Raw genomic sequence first — 23,058 nt, forward strand, 5'->3', positions numbered from 1 at the left:
ATTCATTATACAGGGAGGTTTCGCTCCATGAAGTCAAGAAAAAACAGAATGATCGTATCTTTCGTAATGTCACTGACTTTAGTGGCGACCCTTGCAGGGTGCAGCGGTAATAATCCGTCCGAGGCTACCAAGGCCGTAACAACGGGTGACATCACGCTTACTTATTTTTCGGAAGACTCCAGCACAAATTGGAATGGCATGAAGGATGAAGTCGGTAAGGTCATCGCTGAAAAAACTGGAGTAACCCTTGATGCTGAATTCGCTGTCGGTGACCCGGTCCAAAAGATTTCATTGATTGCTGCCACAGGAAACTATCCTGATTTAATCGCTGCTAAGGCGGATGTTGGCAAATTTGTCGATGCTGGCGCAATCATTGATCTGACGGATTTGATCGACAAGCATGCACCAAACATCAAAAAAATGCTGGGTGACAAGCTTGTTCGAACAAAGTACAGTTTGGACGACCCATCAATCTATGTGATTCCAACTTGGTCTGCTGTCGAAGAGAAAAAAATCAAACCCGACGTAGGATTTAAAATCCAACACCGTGTCGTCAAGGAAGCGGGATACCCAGACATTCGTACGGTACAGGATTTTGAAAAAGTCATTAAGGACTATCTAACCAAGCATCCGACGGATGAAAATGGCAACAAAAATATCGGACTGTCCCTAAATGCGGACGATTGGCATATGTACCAGGTAACGAACTCAGGATTCCAAACAACAGGGGGACCAGACGATGGTGAATACTACATCGATCAAAAAACACACCAAGCGACTTATCATTTCCGTCGACCGGAAGAAAAAGAATATTTTCGCTGGTTGAATCACATGAATGCCATTGGATTACTTGATCCGGAAAGCTTTGTGCAAAAGACTGACCAGTTTAAAGCGAAAGTGGCTTCAGGTCGCGTACTGGGCCTGGCCGATCCGGAATGGGACTATGGCGACGGACAAAATGCGCTGAAGGCGGAGGGCAAATTCGATCAGACTTACGGTCATTATCCAGTTACCATGAGCAAGGAGTACAAGGATACCAACTTCTGGCTGCCTGGTTTTGATGGGGGGTACGGAATCTCAATCTCTAGCAAATGCAAGGATCCGGTACGCGCTATCCAGTTTCTCGACTTTCTAGCATCGGAAGAGGGGCAAGTCCTGAATAACTGGGGAATTGAAGGAAAGCATTACACGATGAAAGACGGCAAACGGACGATTACTCCGGCTGTACTTGAACGGATAAACAATGACAATGCGGCTTTCCAAAAAGAGTCTGGAATCGGCCTATATTGGAACTTGTCGGTCCATTATGGTGATGGCATCGAGGACTCAACCGGCAACTATTTCACTCGTAGTTATCCAGAACTGCTGACAGCGACTTACAATAAGTCGGAGAAGGAAGTTCTTAAGGCTTATAAGATCGAGCACTGGAAAGATCTATTCCCGAAGGAAGAGGAATTTCCGCCTAGAGCATACGGAGCAGCATATACAATGTCTCTTCCCAATGACGATCCGGCTGTTATTCTTGGAGCCAAGATGAAGGATATTACATGGAAACGAATTCCGGAAGCTGTCATGACTAAACCGGAAAACTTCGACAAGGTTTGGGATGCCTATATGGCAGAACTAGAGAAAGCTGGAGTGCAAGAAATGGAACAATCCTTTACCAAGCATATCCAAGACCGAATTAAGCTGTGGTCCACGAACTAACTCGTTTCGCATAAAAGAACGGGGCCGTTTCCACTTTCCTGCCGGAGAGGAGACGGTCCTTTTTCATAATGTTCTCTTGGTTAGAAAAGTAGCTACATTAACGAAACGGGAGAATAGAAATATGGAGCATTTGAGGTACAAATAAACAGCGGCTACCCTGGTTATTTTCAGAGGCGGCCGCTGTTTGTTAGAGGAAGACTACTTCGTTACTTTACGACGCTGGATGGGACGGTATAGTTACGGATACGTTCAAAGTAATTTACTCCGCTTCATTCTTGGACGAAGTAAATAGGTCTTCGGGAAGCTCATCCCTCGTGATCACGTAATCGCTGTTGAACACTTTTATGAGATGATCCAGGGAGTTATATTGTCCGTTGCGGATGAAGTCGCCTGTCCATGTGGTGAAAAAGAGCCAATGCGCTGAATATGTTTGAAGTAATTCAGGATCGCCAATCGGGCCGTTTTCGGACAGACCAACCAGCTTCTTGCCTTGCACGAGATTCGCCAAGCTGTCATACTTGCCGATACTTGGGCTATAATTAGCCGCCTGGTTGTAGATATCCACACTTACAATATCGACGACATCGTCTCCCGGATACCACTCGGGGCTCTCAGAGTTCCATACCCAGATCAGGTTGTTCAGGTGATGGTAGTTTGTTAGGCGGTCGTACATGATATGGTACAGTTGCTTGGCGGAGTCTGGCCCTTGGGCGCCCCACCAGAACCATTTGCCCTCCGCCTCGTGCAGCGGTCTCCACAGCACCGGAACGTGAGCGTCTTGGAGACGTTTCAACTGAGCAGCAATAGCATCGATATCCCTTAGGATAAGCTGATACTCTTCCGACTCGGGATGAGTGAGCGCATATTGAACGTCGAATGTAGTAGCGTCCTTGTAAAACCCGCGCCACCATTCTTTGCCGGGAATATCATGCAGTCCCTTAGGAGCATTCCAGTGCCATGCGAATGTGACAATTCCACCTTCTTTGGCCCATTGAATCGCCTTTTCCACTTCAGTTGAGGTGGCGCCATGTTCGATGCGAGAGGGGGAATAATCCATCATGTCCGTTGATAACATCGCAGGATACTTTCCAGTTTGGTCTTTAATCCACTGGGCATCCTCAAGAGTGTGCTGACCGGAAAGAATATTGCTGCCGTAACTATCGACGAGATAACCCATAAGTGCCTTGGTTTCCGCAGTCGCATTCGGGTTTACTGGCTTTTTCTCAATCTGATGCAATTTCGGGGGGGACACTGCTGACAGCTTGACGTAGTCGATATGATATTGGTCCGAATCGACATTGAACTGTATGGTATTGTTTCCCGCACTCAGCATCAGTTTACCGCCAGATACCTCTGTGTAGCTTGCTGTTGTCGGGAGTGATGTTTCGCTGGTCTGGCCATTGACCACCAATTGAGTCTTTTTGTCTCCATTGGGGTTACTGTAACCGATTGCAAGATTGTAAAGCCCGCTTGAGGCTGCGTTATAGGCAAAGGTTAACGACCCTGTGCCTTTAAAGGCTGCGTAACCGGTACCGGAATAACCCGTATCAGCAGCTTCGATGCTGACCTCACCAGTAATGGCTCCGTCTTCGGCTTCCATTTTGCTTATTGCAGCAGGCAGATTGGCGAATTCAACCTTCACATACTCGATCCCGTAATATCCCCAGCCTCTTGAAAAAGTCAGCTCGTTTGTGCCAGCATTCAGCATGATCTTAGTTACCATTTTCTCGTTCACCGCCGCACCTTTCGGAGGAGCAGCCAGCGTTACGTTTTCAGCCATTGTGCCATTGACCTTGATGCTGGTATCCTTGGAGCCGGTGTCCGCCGGAATGTAGTAGCCGAGGCTCAGCCTATAAAGACCTGCTGTAGGCACGTTCACTTTAAACGTAGCCGTCCCGTCAGACTTTCCTGAGTTTGGGTCATAGTCATAAAAGAAGGATACATAGCCATCGCCTTTATAAAGCGTATCGCCGGTATAGGGTATATTCCGTTTTTCTACCCCGTAACCTTGAAGAATTGCATTTTTGGAGCTGACGACAATTGGAGAGGGGCTACCGTCAGTGACCAAGTGAGCTGATTCTGCTTTTGCTAGGCTTGGAATTAAACTGAGAGATACCAACAAAAAGGATAAGAGAACAAAACTGAGAATACTGAAAAACCTTTTTTTCCATGGGTCTGGCATATGACTCACTCCTTGAATTAGATGTTAAAGCCTTAGTTAACCTGCAACGCATAGTAAAGAAAACGCTTTCATAAGTGTGTACATATTAAGTACGCTTTGAAGTAATCGATGACAGGTGATTAAGGACCAGCTTGCACTTTTAAACATTCCTTCTTCATTTGTATGCGTTTTCAATTTTTGTCATTAATTTTTTCAGTGCCTCACCTCTCTTTAATTTCATCATAAATTAGACGCGAGGCAGGAACCATACAATGAATTTCGGGAAAAATCATCCTTAAATTATGGATTTTTATACTCCGGCGGCAAACAATTTATCTTTATAGAAATGTATAACCCAATATTTTTTAAGGCTATATGGAATAAGCGGGAAGAATAGTTTCAATTTGTGGTATCATGCCAGTAGGTATTCCACGCATAGGAAAAGTATGACTAATGAAAGGGACTAATAAATGATTTCTCATCAATTGCTTACCTACGAAACAATTAGTCAATTAACTGACCAGATTAATAGAGACCAACACTTGTTATTCTATAGCTATTTAAGTCAACGTAAGGAGCAGGCTAAATTTGTTGGTCAATATGTAGACGACAAGCTGACAGCGGTCTTAGCATACTTTTGTGGGCTATCCTTCCCTGCATTTTCTTTCCATTGCATAAATCGCGAGAAACTTAACTTTCCAGCTCTTATTGCTTTTACTGAGGAAATCATTCAACTTAAGAAAAATACTGTTTGTGGTACAATCCTCTGTAATCGTGACCTTGAACTTTTTCAATCTCATGGTCTTATAATGGGTAACCCACAACGTTTTTTAACAATGAAGCATATGGATCAATCGAAACTGCTCGATTCAAACTGGGCTGAGCTTGTTAAGGAAAATGACCTTTCAGATATAGTGGATTTATTACGAAATGGCGGCATGAAATTTTTTACGAGGAGCGAACTCGAACAATATCCTTTCCTTGGGATAAAGGAATGTGGTCATTTTATTGCCGTGGGCGGCTTCCACTTTTATGATTCTAAACTCGTTGAGCTCGGAAACATATACACAAGCCCTACCCACAGAGGGAAAGGCCTAGCAAAGCACTTGACGAGCCAACTTACAAAACTGGGCAGATCACTTTCATCAGATATCTACCTGGGAGTACTGAAGGAGAACCAAGCCGCTGTATATCTTTACGAGGGCTTAGGCTATGAGATCACGGCTGAGCAAACTATTGTTGATTTTAAGCTATCTATTGATTGACGAACTAGGCCGCTGTCGCGCGCCGATTGAGAAGTACAACGGAATATAGGTGACTGTTGGTATTAGAGCGGTATCAGGTAACTGTCAGACTGGGGAATCACCTATTCTCGCCTACTTATTCTTGGGAGAAGTCATTTCTGCATTTCAATTCATCGGTGGAATGATGACTTTATTCGGTATGAGAATGTATTTTTGGACAAAATCATTAAAGTATACAGTTGCAAAATATTAAATTTGTAACTGATTATCGTGAAAGTTAGAAACAATCAATGAGGAGAAGGTTTAGATGGCAACGATTGATGATTTTTTGAAACTAGATATTCGAGTTGGAACCATCATTAAAGCTGAGTTTTTTGCAGAAGCAAAAATACCTGCTATTAAACTTGAAATTGATTTTGGACAAGATATCGGTGTAAAAACTTCGAGTGCACAAATTACAGAAAGATATGTGGCTGAAGATATTATAGGGGAACAAATCATAGGTGTAGTCAACTTTCCACCTCGACGGATAGCAGGCTTTAACTCAGAGGTATTGGTTCTTGGAGGAATACCCGAAAAGGGGGATGTGGTTCTATTGAAACCAGATATCAAACTACCTGATGGAACACCTATTGGGTGATAGAACGCTTGGATAATCTAACAGGACATGATCGTTCAATAGCAAGTTAAAACAGATAGTGGCAGGCTAGGGCTTTATTTTTAAGTCCTAGTCTGCCACTTTTTTATTTGGTCTGTCCAAATTTTATTTGATTTATTATTGGTCTGCACAATTCTCCATACCAGCTATACGCCGTATCCCTATCTGGCTGGGATGCTGCGTGTCCCCTCTGTCATCGGGGAGGCGCAGAGCGGGCACACTGGCGGCGTGCTTGTGCTAGCCGCGCTTGTACGGCGTCCGCTTGTTGTGTCGCGACGCATCCACGCTTTGCAAGCGCCGTCGGTACATTTCCACACGGGCACGCTGATGCGTGGCTCCGCCGGAGACCCTGCCACCGACGAGGTTGTCCGTGCCGTAGCGCTGCCTGGTCCCGGCCTGCTGCTCACGCGGGTCGCTGTGCCAGACGCTGGCGATCCAGCGCCAGCACGGCTGCCATACCCGGAAGCACCCTTCGCTTGGCCAAAGCTACTGCGGCGTGTTTCTGGCTTGGAAGCCTCAGGGGTGACCCCATAGGCTTCCAGCAGGAAGCGTGACACGGCGGCAGGCTTGCCATGATTAGAGGCGGGGGAGGTGATGTATAGCAACTCCTTCGCCCGGGTGACGGCCACGTAAGCGAGGCGGCGCTCTTCTTCAAGCGCTGCATCGTTATCCACAGCTGTAGTTGGGGCGGCGCCTGCCCGCCGATCCTCCGGCAGCTCGCTGTGCAGCGCCGAGCTGTGCGGCAGAATGCCTTCGCTGGCTCCGATCCAATATACGCAAGGGAATTCCAATCCCTTGGCGCGGTGGATCGTCATGAGCCGAACAGCATCGCTGTCTTCCTCTCTGCGCAGCGATTCCATTTGGCGGTGACGCTCGGAAAGCTCGTCCGCAAAGCTGACGAACGCCTCCACAGTGTCAAACCGCTTGGCTGCCGTTTCGAGCTCCTCCAGACTTTCTTGCATCGTTTCCTTATAATGAGTCCACGCGCCCGTATCTCCACTTTCCAAATATTTGTCATAAAAGACGCGCCGCATTTCTTGAATGGCATAGGCAGGTTTCATGGTAGTGAGACTGCGAATCAGACGAATACGCTCTTTCACTTGTTCGCGCTGAAAATCACGTAGACGATCCCAGCGGCTGAGATGAATCAGCGGGTATTTTTTAGCCTGCTGTTTCTCCTCGCGCATAATCCATTCCATACCCGCCTCACGGGAGACGTACAGCGGCCCAAGGGTGCTCGGAATGGATTCCATACGCCGGGGATTTAGCGACAAGCGCAGGTGATCCATTAAAGGACGAATCAGGGACTGATCATAAAATACAGCCCCTGCTCCGTACTGAATAAATGGGACATCCCGCATAATTAATTGCTCAAAAATAGATCGGCTTCCGCTGGCTGTTCGGTGCAAAATAGCGATATCCCGGTAGCGCAGCCGACCTTCCTCTACCTGCCCGAGTAGATGGGTAACAATATGCCCCGCTTCCTCCTCGGGTCCGGATGGGGTGGCAAACTGCGGCGGCAAGCCTTCACGCCCGGCAGCCGAAAGGCGCTTGGAGCGTCGATGAACATTTTTGGCGACGATGTTGGAGCCCAGCCCCAAAATGCGTGCATCACTGCGATAATTAATATCCAGAGTAATGACCTTTGCATCCTTATAGACCTTGTCAAACTCCAGAATGGATTCCTGGCGTGCCCCATTAAAGGTATAGATCGTCTGGTCATCATCCCCCACAACCATCAGATTGCGATGTCGGGCAGCCAACCGCTGCACCATCTCATATTGGAGGGCATTCGTATCCTGAAATTCATCGACCATGATATGTGAAAAACGTCGCTGAAGCGGCTGAAGCACATCCGGGTCACGCAGTAGTGCGGAGGCACGCAGCAGAATATCGTCAAAATCCATTTTATTGCGCTCCTGTTTCCACGCTTCATAAGCGAGCATGGCACGCTTGGCATCCGATTCCTCGCGCACGGTTTCCGGCAGCTCGTCCGCGCTGCGGCCTTCCGCTTTCCAGGCGGAGAGGGCAGACAGCAGGCTTTCCGGCTGGAAAGCTTCGCTGAGCCCAAGCTGCCGCAGCATCATTTTCATGACGGTATGCTGGGCCTGCGTTTCACCGAACACTTCATCTTGCACGCCGCGATGCCGCAGCATCGCCAAAGCGAATGAGTGAAACGTGCGTGCCTGAACTGCACGTGCAGCGGCAGGGCGCACACCGGGTAATCCCGCGATGCGCAGTTTCATCTCGGCAGCTGCCTTGCTGGTGAAGGTCACCAGCAGAATGGACGATGCAGGAACATCCCGCATCGCCATCAGGTAGCCTGCGCGGGCAGCCAGCACTGTGGTTTTGCCGCAGCCAGCCCCTGCAAGGGTCAGTAGGGGACCTTTGCCGTGGCGGACGGCCTGAATCTGCGGGCGGTTCAGGTGAATGCCGGCGTTCTCTAAAGCACGGAAATAAGCCGAGTCTTGGTCGGTATCGGGTACCAGCGTCATACTGGTATCCATGGAAGCACGACGTGCCTGAGGGCTCGACGTTGAATAAGGAACCCCGATGGGTCGGGGGTAAAAAGAAGGATTTGGGTCCATAATCCTGAAACCCCTTTCGTTCTTAAAATCTTCCATTTTCACAAATGGGGGTAGTTTTTGGTATGATAGAGTTCTAGTCAGCTTTAGCTGACGATAAGAACAAGGCGATGGACTAAAATAATGCTGAAATTCATGCGGATCTTGCCGAAGCGTCAGAACGTCAATACGTTGACGCCAATGCCTATAGCCTTCAAACAGGCGATATGACCGCATTCCATTATACAGGAGTTCGAGGTTTGCCAACAGAAAAAAACTTTGGGATATACGGACGGTACAGTGAAATCCGGCTGGATATGGGGAGGAAATAACGATGAAGCTGATTCAACGTATAAAGGAAGGCGCTAATCGCGCAACAGAAAAGGCGCAGCATGCTGTCGAGATTAGTAAGATCAATTCACAAATTACAACGATCCAGCAGGAAATGGATGTTCATTTCTTGCGAATGGGTCAAATCTTTTACGAAGGTTATCGCGCATCCGACATGTCGGTGGCAGAAACCGAGATGACACAGCTATCCACTGCTTGTGATGAGCTTCAGGATGAAATTGACGAGCTGCGCAGTAGAATTGCAGAATTGAAGAACGCTCATTTATGCACCTGTGGAGCGGTTGTGCCTCTGGATGCGAACTTTTGCCCTAAATGCGGACGCAAGCTCAATGAAGGACAGGCTGCTTCCAAACAAGTAGCTGCTGTGCGTGAAGAGGTGCCAACGGACGTCTATTCTTTTGATCTGCGCAAGCCAGAGGTAGCGAAGGATGCTGCGCCTGCTTACACGGAGTATGCAGAACATGAAGTAGTCGATCGACATGAACAGGAACAGGATGAGCGGTATGAAACACACGAACCAGCGGGACTAGACCGCGATTATACAGTGTCTGATTTTACACCGGAGGAAAAAGCGGCATTCGACGCTGAGTGGGAGCGCCGTCGTCAGGAAGATCTGGAAAAAGAACACCGTCGTCTTGAAGAACTGGCACGTGAGCGTGAGCGTCAGGAGGAGCTGGACGAGCGGATTCGATATTGGAAGGCCAACAACTCCGGGGCTGAGAAACCGGCAACGCCGTCTGCACAAGTACGTGAAAATGTAAAATGCCAAATCTGCACCGCAGAACTACCCAAAGGGTCCAAGTGGTGCCCGCGTTGCGGAGCTGAACAGATTTAACGCAGCCGAACAGGCTGCTGCAGGACACAGACATAACGCCGGGCAGCATAGGGGGAACAGAATATATGGAGCGTTTGCTGCATCATCTGCGGAATCTGGGTTTTACGGAAATGGAAGCCAAGGTTATGGTCGAGCTTTCGAGGCAAAATGCGGCTTCCGGCTATGAAGTGGCTAAGCGTCTGGGTGCATCACGCTCCAACGTGTACGCGGCTTTACAGCGTTTGGCCGGGCAGGGATACCTCAGAACCAGTGCGGGAGAGCCTGTACGTTACAGCATGCTGCCACCGGCTGAATTGACCCGGATGATCGAAGGACAAATGCAGGAGTCTCTACGTGCAGTGGAGAAAGAAATGCCACGAACAGAACCAACCAAGCCGACCTTTTATAATGCGGAAGGCGATCGGAAGGTACTGGAAAGTCTGACCCGTGAGTTGGAACGGGCAGAGCATGAGATTGTGTTGGACTTGTGGCGCGAGGAAGCCGAACTGCTGCGGACAGAGTTGGAGAAAGCCGAGAGTCGAGGTGTGCGTCTGCTCTGGTCCTGCGATAACGGAGAAAGCATGATGGGACCGTGGTTACCGCTTAGGTCTGGTACAGACGGACAGGAACCAGCAGGGCGTAAGTTTTCTTTTGTTATTGATCGGCGTTGGTGCATGCTGGGTATGCGGGGAGAGAATTGCCCGACACAGGCGCTTATTACCGAGCATCCGGTAATGACAGGCCTGCTGCTTAATCATTTTGCTCAGGATCTTATTCTGTATGAGCTGGAGCATGATATGGGCAGAGAGCTGTCGACCCGGTATGGCTGGCGGTATGAAGGCATTATCGGCAAATATATGTCAGCTGGGGAATAGCTAAAGATTACCGGGTAGGAAGTTCCATCAGTGCCCGGCATATAGATGTAATATAGCCCGCCTTATGAGGCACGAATTGATCCGATGTGATCAGGCGGCGAGTTTTTTCTGGGTTCGGCCCTGACGTAATGCCTTGGGCTTCGATAAAGGGAATATAGCCTTCAAAAAGGGCCAGTGCTTGGTCAAGATCCGCTTCGTACAGTCCGGCTACTTCTTCTTGCTGGAGATGATAAGCTTCCAATGGCTGGTTCGATAGCAGTCCAAACACCGAGCTAACCTCCCGATCCCAAAAAGAGGTGCCCTGGGCGGTACCTTTGCTTTCATACCGAACGGTCATCAGCGGTGTTAATGAGGTAAAGGGAACATGAATGCCCAGTTCTTCCTCCAGCTCGCGAGCTGCCTGAGACATATCTTCGCCTGCCGTCAAATGACCGGCTGCTGTAATATCGTAGCATCCGGGGAAGGTATCCTTCGTATCCTGACGCTGTTGGAATAGCAAGCGACGGCCTGTAGAAGTGTCTCGTGCTAGCCAGCAGTGAAAGGTATGGTGCCAGTATCCCTTGGCATGTGCGTCTCGTCGGGAGGCTGTGCCAAGGGGGTTGTCTTCATCGTCGTAGATATCCAGAAGCTCGCTATTCATCGTGGTTCCTCCTATAGTAAGCAGAAATCAAAGGTCTACTTTACAGTATAACGTGTTTTCTGTCCTAACGATATGAAGGCGGGTGTGGAATGTGGAGTGGCATTTGGGGTATGCTGGGAACATAAGGATTTGAAACATCACATAGATTTATGATTGAAAGGAGCGATTTTACATGGAATGTATAGTACATTTTCGAGTCATGCATCCGGAGGAACCCAAGGAACTTCGCGGGTTGATTATGCTGGAAAGCGGGGGCAAGCCGGGGATTGATCAAATCACGGATATGTTCAAAAATATGGGCTATGATGTCCGCCCAGACAATCCGGAGGAATTGATTTTTAAACCAGTCGATGTCAGAGCCAATTATACATATATCCGGGTTATTGAGCTGGATACGGGTGAGGAAGTCTACCAGGAAGATAGGGATTTGCGCGCGATTTTGGAAACTTTGCTGAATAAACGTTAAACGTTAAAGACCAGGAGAACTAATCGATGAAATGAGATAAAGCGATCCTGTCGCCATTCATAGGAACGGAGAACAATGATGAGATTGTATATTATCCGACACGCAGACCCCGATTACCCCAACAACACCATCACGCCGGAGGGGCATTTGGAAGCCCAGGCACTAGCCAAGCGGCTTTCCAGTCACGGACTGGATCGAATTTATGCCTCTCCTTTGGGGAGGGCTTTGGATACGATGCGCTACACCGCCGACTCTCTGGGTATGACTCATGAAGTAGAACACTGGACGCAGGAGCTGGCTCTAAAGCTGGAGGAAACCCCATACGGTCGTCTTTCCCATTGGGATTTGCCTGGTGAAGTGATCCGTTCCGAGTTGCCCCTGCCGACTCATGACTCTTGGCAGGAGATTTCCTATTATCAGGGAACGCAAAGCCCTGAAACCTTCGAGCGGCTGAAGCTTCATTCCGATGAGTTCCTGAAACGGCAAGGCTTTGAGCGGGTGGAGGGCAGGTACCGGATTCTGAAGCACACTGAAGATCAGGTGGCGGTATTTTGTCATGGCGGCTTCGGGCTGACCTGGCTTGCTCATCTGTTGGAGTTGCCATTGGCCTTGGTCTGGTCCGGTTTTTGGATGCCGCCTAGCTCCGTAACCACGATCTTGTTTGATGAGCGCTCCCAAGAATGGGCAGTTCCCCGTTGCATCGGCTTCGGTGATGTTTCCCATCTGTACGCTGAGGGCTTGCCCGTTAGACCCCGTGGCATTATCACCAATTTCAACTAATTGAATTTTCCATACATGCCAAAACGGCTTAAGACGATAGAGCGTCTTAAGCCGTTTATTGTAGTCATATAAGTGGGTTGAGTCAGCGTGCTTCCACGTACCCTTCCAGCTTGGAAGTGCAATGTGCGCAACGGGTAGCGGCTACAGGAATTTCGGATAGGCAATGTGGACATTCCTTGATCGTTTTTTCCTGAGGAGGTTTTTCTTCCTCTTTGCGTTTCAGCATGTTAATCCCTTTGACCAGCATGAACACACAGAAGGCCACGATCAGAAAGTCCAGCAGGACGTTAATGAACTGACCATAGGCGAGGACCGCGATCCCTGCTTCTTTGGCCTGTGCCAAAGTCTTGCGTGTACCGTCACCATTTAAAGGATCAGCAGCTTGTAAAGCTACATACAAATCTGGAAAATTCATACCTCCCAGAAGCTTACCAATCGGAGGCATAATAATATCGTTTACCACAGAAGTGACAATTTTGCCAAACGCTCCACCGATGATAACACCGACCGCGAGGTCAATCACGTTACCCCGTACAGCGAATTCCTTAAATTCTTTTATAATACCTTTTCCGCTCATGTGAGTGCTCACCTTCTTTGCATAAAATCATTTATCTATAATACATGCTATGTCAATTGAGGGCAATTCCCAATTGATGTATTGCACTTTGTCACAAAATCACATGTTCATTTGTCTTCTATATGTAAACCAATAATGGAGGCGATGTATCGTGAGTTTAAGATTCAATCACAGAACAGTGAGTCCTAGTACGTTCAAGGCGATGATGGAGATGGAGAAATATATTTCCGGTCGTTTTACAGACAAAGTATTGTACGAACTACTGAAAATTAGAGTATCCCAAATCAATGGATGTTCCTATTGTCTGGATATGCATGCGAAGGATCTGCTCAAGCTGGGGGATTATGCTGACCACATTTTGCAGCTAGCCTTATGGCGGGAGGTTCCTTTGTTCACGGAAAAAGAACGTGTTATGCTTGAATTAGCCGAAGCGGTTACTCGTATCTCAGAACAAGGGGTACCTACAGATTTGTATAATCGGGTCAGAGAGCATTTTACCGAGGAAGAATACGTAGATTTGATAACCGCAGTTAACGTGATTAACAGTTGGAACCGGATTGCAATTGCAACGGGCATGTATCCGGGCATTCTTTAATGAACAGGGGGCTATGCTTTGTCTGGCAAAGAACATAGAATTGAACAAGAATCGGTGGATGTAAGTCTGGAAGAGCTGTATCAGAAATATCGCAAATATTCTTTTGCCATTGCTTATCGCATGCTTGGAACGGTTACAGATGCCGAGGATGTCGTTCAAGACTGCTTTGTCGAGCTGAAGGATAAGCCCCTGGATAATATACACAATCCCAAAGCCTATGTGGCCAAAATGACGATGAATCGGTGCCTGAATCTACTGAACTCTGCACGTAAGCAAAGAGAGACATATGTAGGACAGTGGCTGCCGGAGCCGTTGGGTGAAAGCGCAGATCTCCCTGCGGATTGGTTAGAGCGTAAAGATATGATATCTTACGCTTTTCTGGTTTTGCTGGAGCAGCTAAAGCCGATAGAGCGGGCTGTTTTTGTGCTGAGGGAAGCTTTTCAATATGATTACAAAGATATTGCGGAATTGCTGGGGAAGACGGAGAGCAACTGTCGTCAGTTGTTTAGTCGCTCCCGTCGTATTCTATCTTCCGGAGAATCTGCTTTTGAGGCTCAGTCCAGTCGCAATGTGAATAACTCATCCCGAATAAAACTACTAGAACGTTTTACAACAGCTTTTCTTGCCTACGATGTGACTGCTATGCTGGAACTACTGGCTGAACAACCTGTATTTGTGTCAGATGGCGGAGGTAATGTGCATACGGTGATGAGGCCGATGGTTGTACGCAAAGGTGTTCTTGCCCTGTTGACTTCTCGTCGGGTATTAACCGTTTTACGAGAAAGAGATGTGTGCCATACCGTCATCAATGGCGAGGTCCAGCTGGCATTTCTGGAAGACGGAAAAGTGAGAGAAACCTTATGTCTCATACTGACACCGGACGGGGAGCATATTCAGAATTTTTATTTAATGGTTAATCCAGATAAGCTGGGACACATCCATATAGACGAGGATTTTGCAAAAATCCCATAAGCGACTTCCAATGACTAAGATATAGATCGAAATGGTTTAGTTCGTCTATATCTTGCACTCCGGAGCGACTGGAATCGAATTTTTCAAAGTCCTGATAGGACAGAAGAAGCTAGTGTAAAAAAATGAACTGCCCAAACATAAAAAACCTTGATTCCTTGCTTAGGATCAAGGTTTTTTGCTGTTTTCATAACTGCCGGGCTTGATGAAGAGCCAGATCGCCTATCCAGGGAAGCTTGAGCCACTTTCCTTGTCCCGCACGAATTAACAAGATAATCCACAAGGCAAGGCCTGCCAGCGTTAGCAGGGAAGCGAAGAAAGGACCGAGTAGGGGGATGAATCCTACCAGCACATGTCCGATCATGAGGGCTACAAAAAGAAGTATGGATTGCAGTGCGTGAAATAATACGAATCGGCTTTTCTTTTCCAGCATGACAAAGGCCAGCGCGCCAATAAAGGCGAACAAATAGCACAGGACAGCTGCTATATTTTCATCCAATCCTGTGGAAGACTTATAGACTGACATGTCAGGCATATCCTCCTTTATAAAAAGATTCAAGCTAAGTCTCCGTACTATACAAGCTATGAGGACAGGATTGAAGGATATGCCCGATCTCGGTAAAAAAAATGGCTCTACACAAAGGATAAGCGGTCAAGCGAGTGGATATACTCGAATTTGGCGATAACCTTTGGACTGCGCTTCTGTCGCATCGCCCACAAGCTTCGCAGATTCGATGTTCGACTGTAGCCAGACGAGCTTGCAGACTCATTGAACCACTTCCACCTTACGAATTGCCTGATAGTCTTTCCCGAGAATCCGTTTCGGTTCCCGCCAAACGTTTTAGAAACGTATTTCTCCAGTTTAAGGACAATTCTTCAACTTCAAGAATTTGCTTAATACCCTCGATATGATTCTTCTCTTGATGCATAATTCGATTGGCAAATGAAACCGTAATTGCTTTCGGATGGCGATGAAGGAGGGATAGTCCGTCGGCTTTAGAGGCAACTCCCTCCTCCAAAACGCGGAAGTAGAATCCCGTGTGGCCTGTTTGCTGTACCTTCAAGGGCATGTCCGGTACGCCGTACTTGATGGACAACTTGTAGCAAGGCTGTCTCGGTTGGCTAACTTGAACGATAGCTTTGCCAAGCTTAAAGACGTCTCCAATGCAAACGTCGGATTCTAGCAAACCCTTTATCGTTAAATTTTCCCCGAACGCGCCGTAATCGAGCGGTCTCCGCAATTCATTTTCCCAGAACGGATAGTGCTCGTAGGGATAGACGCATACAGCTTTCTCTTTACCCCCGTGATGAACTAGATCGCCCTGCCCATCCCCTTCGAAGTTTAGATAAGATAAATACAAATATTCATCTGTGGCCGACTTGAATATCCCCGTAGAAACGTTCTTCTGATTAAACTGGATCTGCTTGGGCATGCCGACATTAAGTGAAAGGATTTTAATAGATGCCATTCGGATCACCCCTACTCCAAATTTTGGTCAACGAGTTTTGCTAGATGCTTCTATATACCGCGTTCCTGCATATGTTCGCCCGCCTGAAGCGAGAATTTCTATGATGACTACGCCTTATTACATTTCGGTAATTCCTCTTTTGACTCTGTTCGTCCTCGTTTCCATTTTACACTCCTCTATGCGCTATTTGCGAATTTTCGATGAGTCTCCGTTAATGGGATAGAGTCCTTTTTGGGCAACTCATCGTTCCGGGAGCGATTTTTCGTTCGAACATACCCGATCTCGGTAAAAAAATGAATTAGAGAATGTGTATAAAAATACGAAAAAGGCTGAACGAAAAGAATTCGTTCAGCCTTTTAAACGGTTATGCACATGTTTTGCACATGTTGTATACACTTTATCCACCACATATTAATGTTTATCCACATAAATAACATTATTTATGCACAAGTTGTGCACAATCTGTAGATAATATTACGATAATTAATACTTTGCACACAGTTTGTCCACAAACTATCAACATATTGGGTGTAATTGTGGATATACTTTCGTAATTATCGGTCACCAGTTTTTAAATGGCGGCGTGGATGTGTGATTTTACCCATTTTATTCTTGTCATCCTCTTTGGGGATAAGTCGTTCATCGGTACGTCCCTCGTGATGGTTATCAAAGGCATATTCGGTCATTTTCCACTCGGAAGTACCCAAAACTACATCAGCGGGAAAATGCTGGCCTCTGTGCAAATGCTGCTCATGTCCATCCTCATCAATATAAACACCGTCCACTTCTACCTTATCACCCGTTAGTGGGAGTAAATCCTTTCCTTTGCGTTCCATTGGTATCCCCTCCGTCTGGCTTATTCTCCGTTAATTTGTCCGGACGGAGGTTCTTTTATCCACAAGCTGATGCAAAATATCCTCGGCAATTTGGTCTGCGGGATGAGGTTTGCGAAGTAGCTTAATCGCCTGCGTCATCTCTCCAGCAAGAGAGGGGATGGAAATCAGGTCGAGACAATGCTGAATCAGCTCCTCCGTAGTGCGAGCAATCCGAGCAGCTCCTTTTTGCTGCAAATATAGAGCATTATTTAGCTCCTGACCGGGTACGGGCTTGAACACAAGAATAGGCAAACCGGATGCAATGCTTTCTGAGAGTGTAATGCCGCCCGGCTTCGTAATCACCAGATTGCTCGCACGCATAAGTGCTGGAACAAAGTCCACGAATCCATAGGTGTAAATGTCCGGGTAGTCTGCATACAGCGCATCCAATTCTGCCTTCAGTTGCTGGTTACGACCGCAGACGATGAGTAGCCGCAACTGAGGAAGCTGGCTTAATTGCTGACAGATATCCATTATGCCGGATAGCACACCATAGGCGCCAGCCATAATGAGTAGCGTAGTAGTCTCAGCCTGTAGGGGTGGGATTAGCTGTTCTTGAACAGGCGCTTCGTCGGCAGACATGTTATAAAAAGAAGCGTGGATCGGAATGCCCGTCGCGGCAATGCGTTCGATCGGTATTCCCCGCTGGGCAGCTTCCTGCTGCATATCCTCAGTGGCTACATAGTAGCGGTCAATATCGGGATGCAGCCAGCGCCCATGCAGATCGAAATCCGTAACCACGTTGACAATCGGCAAATGCATTCCCATTTTGCGACGTAACGCCGGAAGCGCGAGCTGCGGGAATGTATGTACTACGAGGTCGGGCAACTCCTTTTTCAGTGTGAGCGTAAGTTGACGCATTCCGAATGAATGCAACACATGGCCGAAGGCCGATGTAGCCTGCATACCGCGCGTGATGTTATAGACCCATCCGTAAAGCTGTGGAATGGTTTTGAAGCTTTGCATATATACAAATTTGGTCAGACTGTTCAACCAGGGATGAGATTCAGCCATTAGGTCAAGTAGTCGTACCTCGCAGTGTCCGAGTCTTCGCAAACTGTCCTTAATTGCCCGGGCGGCCTGTACATGGCCTTCCCCGTAACTGGCGTACAATATTAGAATTTTTGGTGGTAAGACTTCCATGATTGTTTAGCCCCCTATATTCAATAAGCACATTGAAGCTCATTTCAGGAACGTTCCAAGTTGAGGGAGGATACGGCTGGCAAAACGTAACGCTCCAGCAGTGTTCGCGGATTTTTCCAACGGCTCACCTTGCTGTCTGCTGTAAATACCGCGACTGCGTTCGCTTCTGGCACAAGATAAATTTGCTGTCCTCCATGTCCGTGTGCACACGCGTAGTTGATGCCGTGGAGTCGTCCTGTCCACCATTGGAATCCGTAATCCCCGAATTCTGGATAGCCTTCGACCTGTCGCTGTGTCGCCTGATGCAGCCAATCGGCCGGTATCAATTCTTTTCCGTTCCAGCTGCCTTGATGAAGGCAGCAGTCGCCGAATTTAGCCATGTCACGCGATGTCAGATATAGCCCGATATGTCCCATGGTGTAGCCCTCTGGATCTTGTGCCCAACCACTTCTCCCAAAACCTAAGGGTTCGAACAGATGCTGGAGAGCGTACGTATAGGCGTCAATCCCACAACAATGGGTCAGTAGCACGGACAGCAAGTGCGAGTCAACACTGCGATATTGGAATACACCGAGTTGATCCTCCTGTACAGGTAAGCGCAGGGCAAAGGACGGCCAGCTTTTGCTGCGATGAAAACGGTGGATAAAAGCTTCTCCGAGCTTTTTGCCTGTCTGCCAATACAAGCCGGATGTCATGGTCAACAGATGGCGAATCGTAATCTGCTCTAGCAGTGTTTCCTTCCGCCTAGGTAAATACTCAGGCAACAGCTTATGTACAGCCGTCTCTGGCCCGGGCATATCACCGCGAGCCATAGCTATGCCGATGAGCGTGGAAGTGAAGCTTTTGGTCGCGGATCGCAAATCGTTCAGAGAGCTTGCTTCATGACCGTTGTAATAGCGTTCCCAGATCAGTTTACCGTGGCGCAGCAGCAGGAAGCTGTGCATTTTAGGAAACTTGGCTTGAACTTCACGGTCTGCCTGATCAAGTAAGGAGGCATTGATGCCCTCCTCTTCACAAGTTCCTATGTTCAGGGCAGACATACGGGCAACAGGTGCAGTGAACAGCGGAGCATAGCGGCTCATCCTTTTCCCTCCTTGTTATGTTTATTTATTTTACCCCAAACACATACACTCCAAAAACCGATAAATAAGGTATACCCTCTGTGCAACAGCTGATGTAGTACCCCAAATGACATGATGCGTAAAAGATAGGTAAAATCAATGTAAATTTACTGGAAAGCTGAAAGCTGTATCTGAATATGTTATAATGGGGTAGTGATTCAGCCAAAAGAAAATCGGTTAATACAAGTGTCAGGTACATGCCTGCCTAAGGCGTTCCCGACCTAAGCTGCAATTAGACATACTACTTCACTGCATAAGGACATCAATACTTTTCGGCATTCTCTTCAACGGAGCACTTATTTTCAACGTTTTGGGAGGGAGTTACATGGCAACGAAAGGTCACAATGAAGTAAAGGAAAGTCTGCGGGAAATGACTCGAATTTTCCGGCCTAAGGATCCCAAAAAATTTGTAAAGGAATATGTGCGAAAATACCGGATTACAGGAGGGTATGAGGAAGAGTTGACCATGGTGGTGGAAAACGAACTCGGTCGCATAAATTCTTCAGTATCTTAAAGGGTTCGATTACCCGAAAAACTAGAAATACGACTTTTATAAACCGTCTATCCACAGAGGAGACGGTTTTTTTGTGTCTGCCCTGCATACAATGGGATAGGTTTAGTGTATTTGTATGCTCAAAGGAGGCGGATTCCAATAGAGATAGCGATACGAACACCGGAGGAAATCGGCTACATGAGGGAGGCCGGGCGTATTTTAGCAGATTGTCATCGTACGCTGGAAAGTCGTATTCTTCCGGGAATCACAACGCTTGAAATCGACGCTTGGGTGGAGCAGTTTTTAAACAAGCGCGGAGCCACGCCTGAACAAAAGGGCTATAAAGGTTTCCCTTATGCCACCTGCGCTTCGGTCAATGAGGTGGTGTGCCATGGTTTTCCCTCGGAGCGGGTGCTTCATGATGGGGATATTGTGACCATCGACATTGTGGTTAACAAGGACGGTTGGCTGGCTGACCGAGGATGGACCTATGCGGTAGGTAACATTAGCCGCCCGGTAGCGAGACTGTTGCGGCAGACCCATAAGGCACTGATGCGCGGTATAGAGGTTGCCCGCCCGGGGAGGACATTGGGGGATATCGGGCATGCTGTGGAAAAAGCGGCAGGCTGGCGGCGGTTCGGCAACGTCAAGCCTCTGATCGGGCATGGCATTGGCCGCCAAATGCATGAGCCGCCAGAGGTTCTGCACTACGGTCGTCCCAAAACGGGATTACCCCTGCGCGAAGGGATGGTGATTACCATCGAGCCGGTATTTACCCTAGGAACCGAGGGGGCCGTGCTCTGGGGGGACGATGGCTGGACCATCAGCACAGCAGACGGCAGTTGGGGAGCCCAATACGAGCACACGATTGCGATTACAAAGAACGGCCCTTATATTTTGACCTCGTAAAAGCGAGTTGTGCCATAGGGAGTCAATGTGCGGGTCCTTTGCATAAGGCTCTCTAGGTAAGTTTTTTTCAGGATGATGCATTCATCGGAAACAGCCATCACAATTCCCGCCACTTTGCCGTCCAGTCCTGGAAAAAAGCAGATACAGAGAATAAGCGCGAGAATTGCAAAGCTACAGAAAACAGCCTACCGATAAAGATAGGTTTGGTAGCATCACGATAATACGTATGGACGAGCTGAATGTCATCCATGCCGTTCGGTGCTTGTTAATAATAAGTCCCTGATATATGTTACGGACAGCTACCCATATGTATAGTAAAGTAAGAACCTGAAATACGTTCTTGGTAGGTTCGATCAATTCGGGGACACACCAAATACATATTGAAAGACCAGATTGCCTACGGGCGTCAACCCGATACTCCAGCCTATGATCAATACAGCTACAGCCACGAACGTACATAAAATGAAACAATTTTATTCAAGTCGAATCCTTCAGGAATGAATGAATAGCAGTGAACATTTTTATTATAGATCAAGATTCGGATCGTCGGTATATGGAAAGTATAATATTGGAAACTAGGAGTGGAACTCACATGATCATCAGGGAAGCAACGATATCAGATGCCGAGGGCATCGCCAAGGTGCACGTAGATTGCTGGAGGACGACGTACAAAGAAATAATGCCCGCCCAGGTTCTGGAACAGATTTCCTATGAGCAAAGAACAGAACTGTGGAATGCGAATCTATCCAGTGAAGACGGTCATCGGGTATATGTTGCTGAAAATGAGAAGGGGGAAATCATCGGATTTGTGAGTGGGGGGCCGGAAAAGTCAGGTGAATATCCCCCGTATGGGGGAGAAATAACGGCAATTTACGTTTTGAGTGAATACCATAGTTTAGGCTTGGGGAAGAGACTATTTTTACGTCTGCTTCAACATTTCAATAGTATGGATATTCACTCTGTGATCGTATGGGTGCTAGCAGATAATCCAGCATGTACCTTTTATGAAAGGTTGGGAGCCAAACTTATAGTAGAACAACATATTATAAGTTTGGGTGGCAAAAATCTGAACATGGTGGCTTACGGTTGGATACTATTCGGATAGAATACGCTTTTGTCCTTCCAAGGCACGAATGGGTGCGATATTTTGCGTAAATTCCAACGTTCCCAGATAGCGGCCCTCTGCATCACGGATGGCAAAATAACGAATGTAGACAAATTTATCCTTGATTGGAATCCAAAAATCTTCAACATCCTTGCGGCCTGCCTTAAAATCTTCCAGCAGCTTCTCAACGACATGCACGCTTTGGGGGGGGTGGCAATTCTGTACGGTACGACCAATGACGGCTTTCGTGCGCGCGAAGATTCGTTCCTTACCATGGGAAAAATAGCGAACAACATCATTTTCATCGATAAAGGTCAGGTCAACAGGTAGATGGTTCAACAGCAGTTCCAATTGTTGTACGGATACAATCCCTGTCTCGAATCGCACGAAGCCTTGCGGTGTTCCTGATGTGCCTTCCGTTTGCTCAAGGGCTTCTGCAGGCTCCTCTGCCCGTTCGGGTATCCATTCGCGTTCGGGGGCGGTCAGGCAGAATCCAATTTCCTCGCTTTCCCGGGCTATTTTCAGCCATTCATCCTCTGTCAGCTTACTGAGTGCCATCGGCAGCAAAATATTCTCTTCCTTGAATATCATTTCATTTACTTCACTCATGATATGGGCAAGCGCCTTCCCAATCTGTTCACGATCCCCGTTATATTCGGCGAGCAGACTCTTCGCTTCCTTAATCGCGGCACGAATGCCGTCGTCCACACCCCACATGACTTTGGTCGGGCCAAAAATTCCATAGCGTTCTAGATAAGGAAAGACCAAGTTTTCTTTACGACTGTAGTGCTTGTCGAGATCCATTAGCAGACTTAAATCCTCAAGCAGCTTGTAAATAACCTTGGGACTGTCCTCCTTTTGAAATTGCTCTGCATGCAATGCCAACTTAAAGTTGACCAGTCGTTCGATCTCCCGATTTTCCAGCTTGAATGTGTGGACAGGATGTCCCGGTTGTTCCTCCGGTCCTGAAGGACGGTGAATATCCTCAATGGAGCCCTTGAAGATCGAAGTATGCACGGAACAGAGCCGCTGAACTTCCGATACGGGAATTCCCTCCTCGGTCATCAGTGCGTGCTCCATAGCTGAAATTTCCGCCACACTTACTCCGCCAACAGCCTCTGCAAAACGCGCTTTCACCTCTTCGACGCTTTTCCCGGCATGTAATTCTTTTATAATTTCCTTCAGTGTTCGTTGACGTTCTGTTAATTCCTGTGCTGTATGTTCACGGTTGTTAATTAGCTCGCTCATGATCGTTAGCTCCTTTATTTTTGAATGGTAAAACCATGTTGCAAAAACGTGCGTTCCACGGTTTCCATAGCTACTTTTTTCAATGCAATACCTTTGGACAATGTCATAAAACGACCTGCGGTTTGTAACATGCCAGGCTTGGCGATATCATGAAAACCCAGCTCTACCATAATGTCCTTCACTTCGGGATAACGGTTAACAAGGTTAAAAATCGGCTCATCCCAGTGCAGTATCTTATCCATTTGTTCATCCCCTTGATTGAGAACGTTTATCATTTACAGAGTAGCATAGGTC

23 protein-coding genes are annotated in these 23,058 nt (G+C 47.5%); 12 read left to right on the plus strand and 11 right to left on the minus strand.

The features are described from left to right. Positions 1–27 precede the first annotated feature (27 nt). Entirely contained in the window at positions 28–1,707 is a 1,680-nt protein-coding gene (locus ACYCS5_RS17715; RefSeq protein WP_459759869.1) for an ABC transporter substrate-binding protein, read from the plus strand. Between the two features lie 259 nt (positions 1,708–1,966). Here the strand turns inward: ACYCS5_RS17715 and ACYCS5_RS17720 are convergent, their stop codons facing one another. Then, on the minus strand, positions 1,967–3,889 hold the full coding sequence (locus ACYCS5_RS17720; RefSeq protein ID WP_459759870.1) for a glycosyl hydrolase: 1,923 nt from the start codon (positions 3,887–3,889) through the stop codon (positions 1,967–1,969). A 449-nt stretch (positions 3,890–4,338) separates the two neighbouring features. Here ACYCS5_RS17720 and ACYCS5_RS17725 point away from each other — a divergent pair, with 449 nt between their 5' ends. Then, entirely contained in the window at positions 4,339–5,133 is a 795-nt protein-coding gene (locus tag ACYCS5_RS17725; protein ID WP_459759871.1) for a GNAT family N-acetyltransferase, read from the plus strand. Positions 5,134–5,419: 286 nt separating this feature from the next. Beyond that, the gene (csaA, locus tag ACYCS5_RS17730; RefSeq protein WP_039270396.1) at positions 5,420–5,752 is read left to right on the plus strand and encodes a chaperone CsaA; all 333 of its coding nucleotides are present in this window, start codon (positions 5,420–5,422) and stop codon (positions 5,750–5,752) included. Positions 5,753–5,931: 179 nt separating this feature from the next. Here the strand turns inward: csaA and ACYCS5_RS17735 are convergent, their stop codons facing one another. After that, positions 5,932–8,358, minus strand: coding sequence for a UvrD-helicase domain-containing protein (locus ACYCS5_RS17735; RefSeq protein WP_459759872.1), 2,427 nt, complete (start codon positions 8,356–8,358; stop codon positions 5,932–5,934). 310 nt (positions 8,359–8,668) lie between these two features. Between ACYCS5_RS17735 and ACYCS5_RS17740 the strand changes: the two genes are divergently transcribed. Continuing rightward, positions 8,669–9,520 (plus strand): zinc ribbon domain-containing protein, encoded by an 852-nt coding sequence (locus tag ACYCS5_RS17740; RefSeq protein WP_029515952.1) that lies wholly within the window; start codon positions 8,669–8,671, stop codon positions 9,518–9,520. A 65-nt stretch (positions 9,521–9,585) separates the two neighbouring features. Continuing rightward, positions 9,586–10,374, plus strand: a complete 789-nt coding sequence (locus ACYCS5_RS17745; RefSeq protein ID WP_029515951.1) for a TrmB family transcriptional regulator — start codon at positions 9,586–9,588, stop codon at positions 10,372–10,374. A gap of 7 nt (positions 10,375–10,381) precedes the next feature. Here the strand turns inward: ACYCS5_RS17745 and ACYCS5_RS17750 are convergent, their stop codons facing one another. After that, on the minus strand, positions 10,382–11,014 hold the full coding sequence (locus ACYCS5_RS17750) for an NUDIX hydrolase (RefSeq protein WP_029515950.1): 633 nt from the start codon (positions 11,012–11,014) through the stop codon (positions 10,382–10,384). Between the two features lie 172 nt (positions 11,015–11,186). On the opposite strand from ACYCS5_RS17750, the gene ACYCS5_RS17755 reads away from it, so the two are divergent. Together ACYCS5_RS17755 and ACYCS5_RS17760 are read left to right on the plus strand one after the other, a co-directional pair. Beyond that, positions 11,187–11,480, plus strand: a complete 294-nt coding sequence (locus ACYCS5_RS17755; RefSeq protein WP_029515949.1) for a hypothetical protein — start codon at positions 11,187–11,189, stop codon at positions 11,478–11,480. Positions 11,481–11,558: 78 nt separating this feature from the next. Further along, positions 11,559–12,260 carry a histidine phosphatase family protein gene (locus ACYCS5_RS17760; RefSeq protein ID WP_029515948.1) on the plus strand — a complete coding sequence of 234 codons (702 nt, stop codon included), beginning with the start codon at positions 11,559–11,561 and terminating at the stop codon, positions 12,258–12,260. Positions 12,261–12,342: 82 nt separating this feature from the next. On the opposite strand, the gene mscL is transcribed toward ACYCS5_RS17760, so the two are convergent. Next, positions 12,343–12,837, minus strand: a complete 495-nt coding sequence (mscL, locus tag ACYCS5_RS17765; protein ID WP_029515947.1) for a large conductance mechanosensitive channel protein MscL — start codon at positions 12,835–12,837, stop codon at positions 12,343–12,345. A 151-nt stretch (positions 12,838–12,988) separates the two neighbouring features. On the opposite strand from mscL, the gene ACYCS5_RS17770 reads away from it, so the two are divergent. Both ACYCS5_RS17770 and ACYCS5_RS17775 read left to right on the plus strand, forming a co-directional pair. Further along, a complete protein-coding gene (locus ACYCS5_RS17770) occupies positions 12,989–13,432 on the plus strand; it encodes a carboxymuconolactone decarboxylase family protein (protein ID WP_039270408.1) in 444 nt (147 codons plus the stop codon). Between the two features lie 18 nt (positions 13,433–13,450). Further along, positions 13,451–14,404, plus strand: a complete 954-nt coding sequence (locus ACYCS5_RS17775; RefSeq protein WP_318627617.1) for a sigma-70 family RNA polymerase sigma factor — start codon at positions 13,451–13,453, stop codon at positions 14,402–14,404. Between the two features lie 184 nt (positions 14,405–14,588). Here ACYCS5_RS17775 and ACYCS5_RS17780 read toward each other — a convergent pair whose 3' ends face one another. The 5 genes from ACYCS5_RS17780 to ACYCS5_RS17800 form a co-directional block, all read right to left on the minus strand. Beyond that, a complete protein-coding gene (locus ACYCS5_RS17780) occupies positions 14,589–14,927 on the minus strand; it encodes a DUF4870 domain-containing protein (RefSeq protein WP_029515944.1) in 339 nt (112 codons plus the stop codon). Between the two features lie 259 nt (positions 14,928–15,186). Next, positions 15,187–15,870, minus strand: a complete 684-nt coding sequence (locus tag ACYCS5_RS17785; RefSeq protein WP_029515943.1) for an MOSC domain-containing protein — start codon at positions 15,868–15,870, stop codon at positions 15,187–15,189. A gap of 554 nt (positions 15,871–16,424) precedes the next feature. Beyond that, complete coding sequence (locus ACYCS5_RS17790; protein ID WP_029515942.1) at positions 16,425–16,706, minus strand: hypothetical protein; 282 nt, start codon at positions 16,704–16,706, stop codon at positions 16,425–16,427. 30 nt (positions 16,707–16,736) lie between these two features. Beyond that, complete coding sequence (locus ACYCS5_RS17795; RefSeq protein ID WP_029515941.1) at positions 16,737–17,888, minus strand: MGDG synthase family glycosyltransferase; 1,152 nt, start codon at positions 17,886–17,888, stop codon at positions 16,737–16,739. 44 nt (positions 17,889–17,932) lie between these two features. Further along, positions 17,933–18,970 (minus strand): serine hydrolase domain-containing protein, encoded by a 1,038-nt coding sequence (locus tag ACYCS5_RS17800; protein WP_029515940.1) that lies wholly within the window; start codon positions 18,968–18,970, stop codon positions 17,933–17,935. Positions 18,971–19,334: 364 nt separating this feature from the next. Here ACYCS5_RS17800 and ACYCS5_RS17805 point away from each other — a divergent pair, with 364 nt between their 5' ends. From ACYCS5_RS17805 to ACYCS5_RS17815, 3 genes are all read left to right on the plus strand, one after another. Then, a complete protein-coding gene (locus tag ACYCS5_RS17805; protein WP_007428354.1) occupies positions 19,335–19,523 on the plus strand; it encodes a hypothetical protein in 189 nt (62 codons plus the stop codon). A 105-nt stretch (positions 19,524–19,628) separates the two neighbouring features. Beyond that, the gene (map, locus tag ACYCS5_RS17810; protein ID WP_080658580.1) at positions 19,629–20,411 is read left to right on the plus strand and encodes a type I methionyl aminopeptidase; all 783 of its coding nucleotides are present in this window, start codon (positions 19,629–19,631) and stop codon (positions 20,409–20,411) included. A gap of 592 nt (positions 20,412–21,003) precedes the next feature. After that, on the plus strand, positions 21,004–21,516 hold the full coding sequence (locus tag ACYCS5_RS17815) for a GNAT family N-acetyltransferase (protein WP_039270419.1): 513 nt from the start codon (positions 21,004–21,006) through the stop codon (positions 21,514–21,516). Here the strand turns inward: ACYCS5_RS17815 and ACYCS5_RS17820 are convergent. Continuing rightward, the gene (locus ACYCS5_RS17820; RefSeq protein WP_029515937.1) at positions 21,505–22,764 is read right to left on the minus strand and encodes a DUF438 domain-containing protein; all 1,260 of its coding nucleotides are present in this window, start codon (positions 22,762–22,764) and stop codon (positions 21,505–21,507) included. The genes ACYCS5_RS17815 and ACYCS5_RS17820 overlap by 12 nt on opposite strands. Before the next feature lie 14 nt (positions 22,765–22,778). Continuing rightward, positions 22,779–23,006 carry a DUF1858 domain-containing protein gene (locus ACYCS5_RS17825; RefSeq protein WP_029515936.1) on the minus strand — a complete coding sequence of 76 codons (228 nt, stop codon included), beginning with the start codon at positions 23,004–23,006 and terminating at the stop codon, positions 22,779–22,781. Positions 23,007–23,058 lie beyond the last annotated feature (52 nt).

It is taken from the genome of Paenibacillus sp. SEL3 (assembly GCF_054602585.1).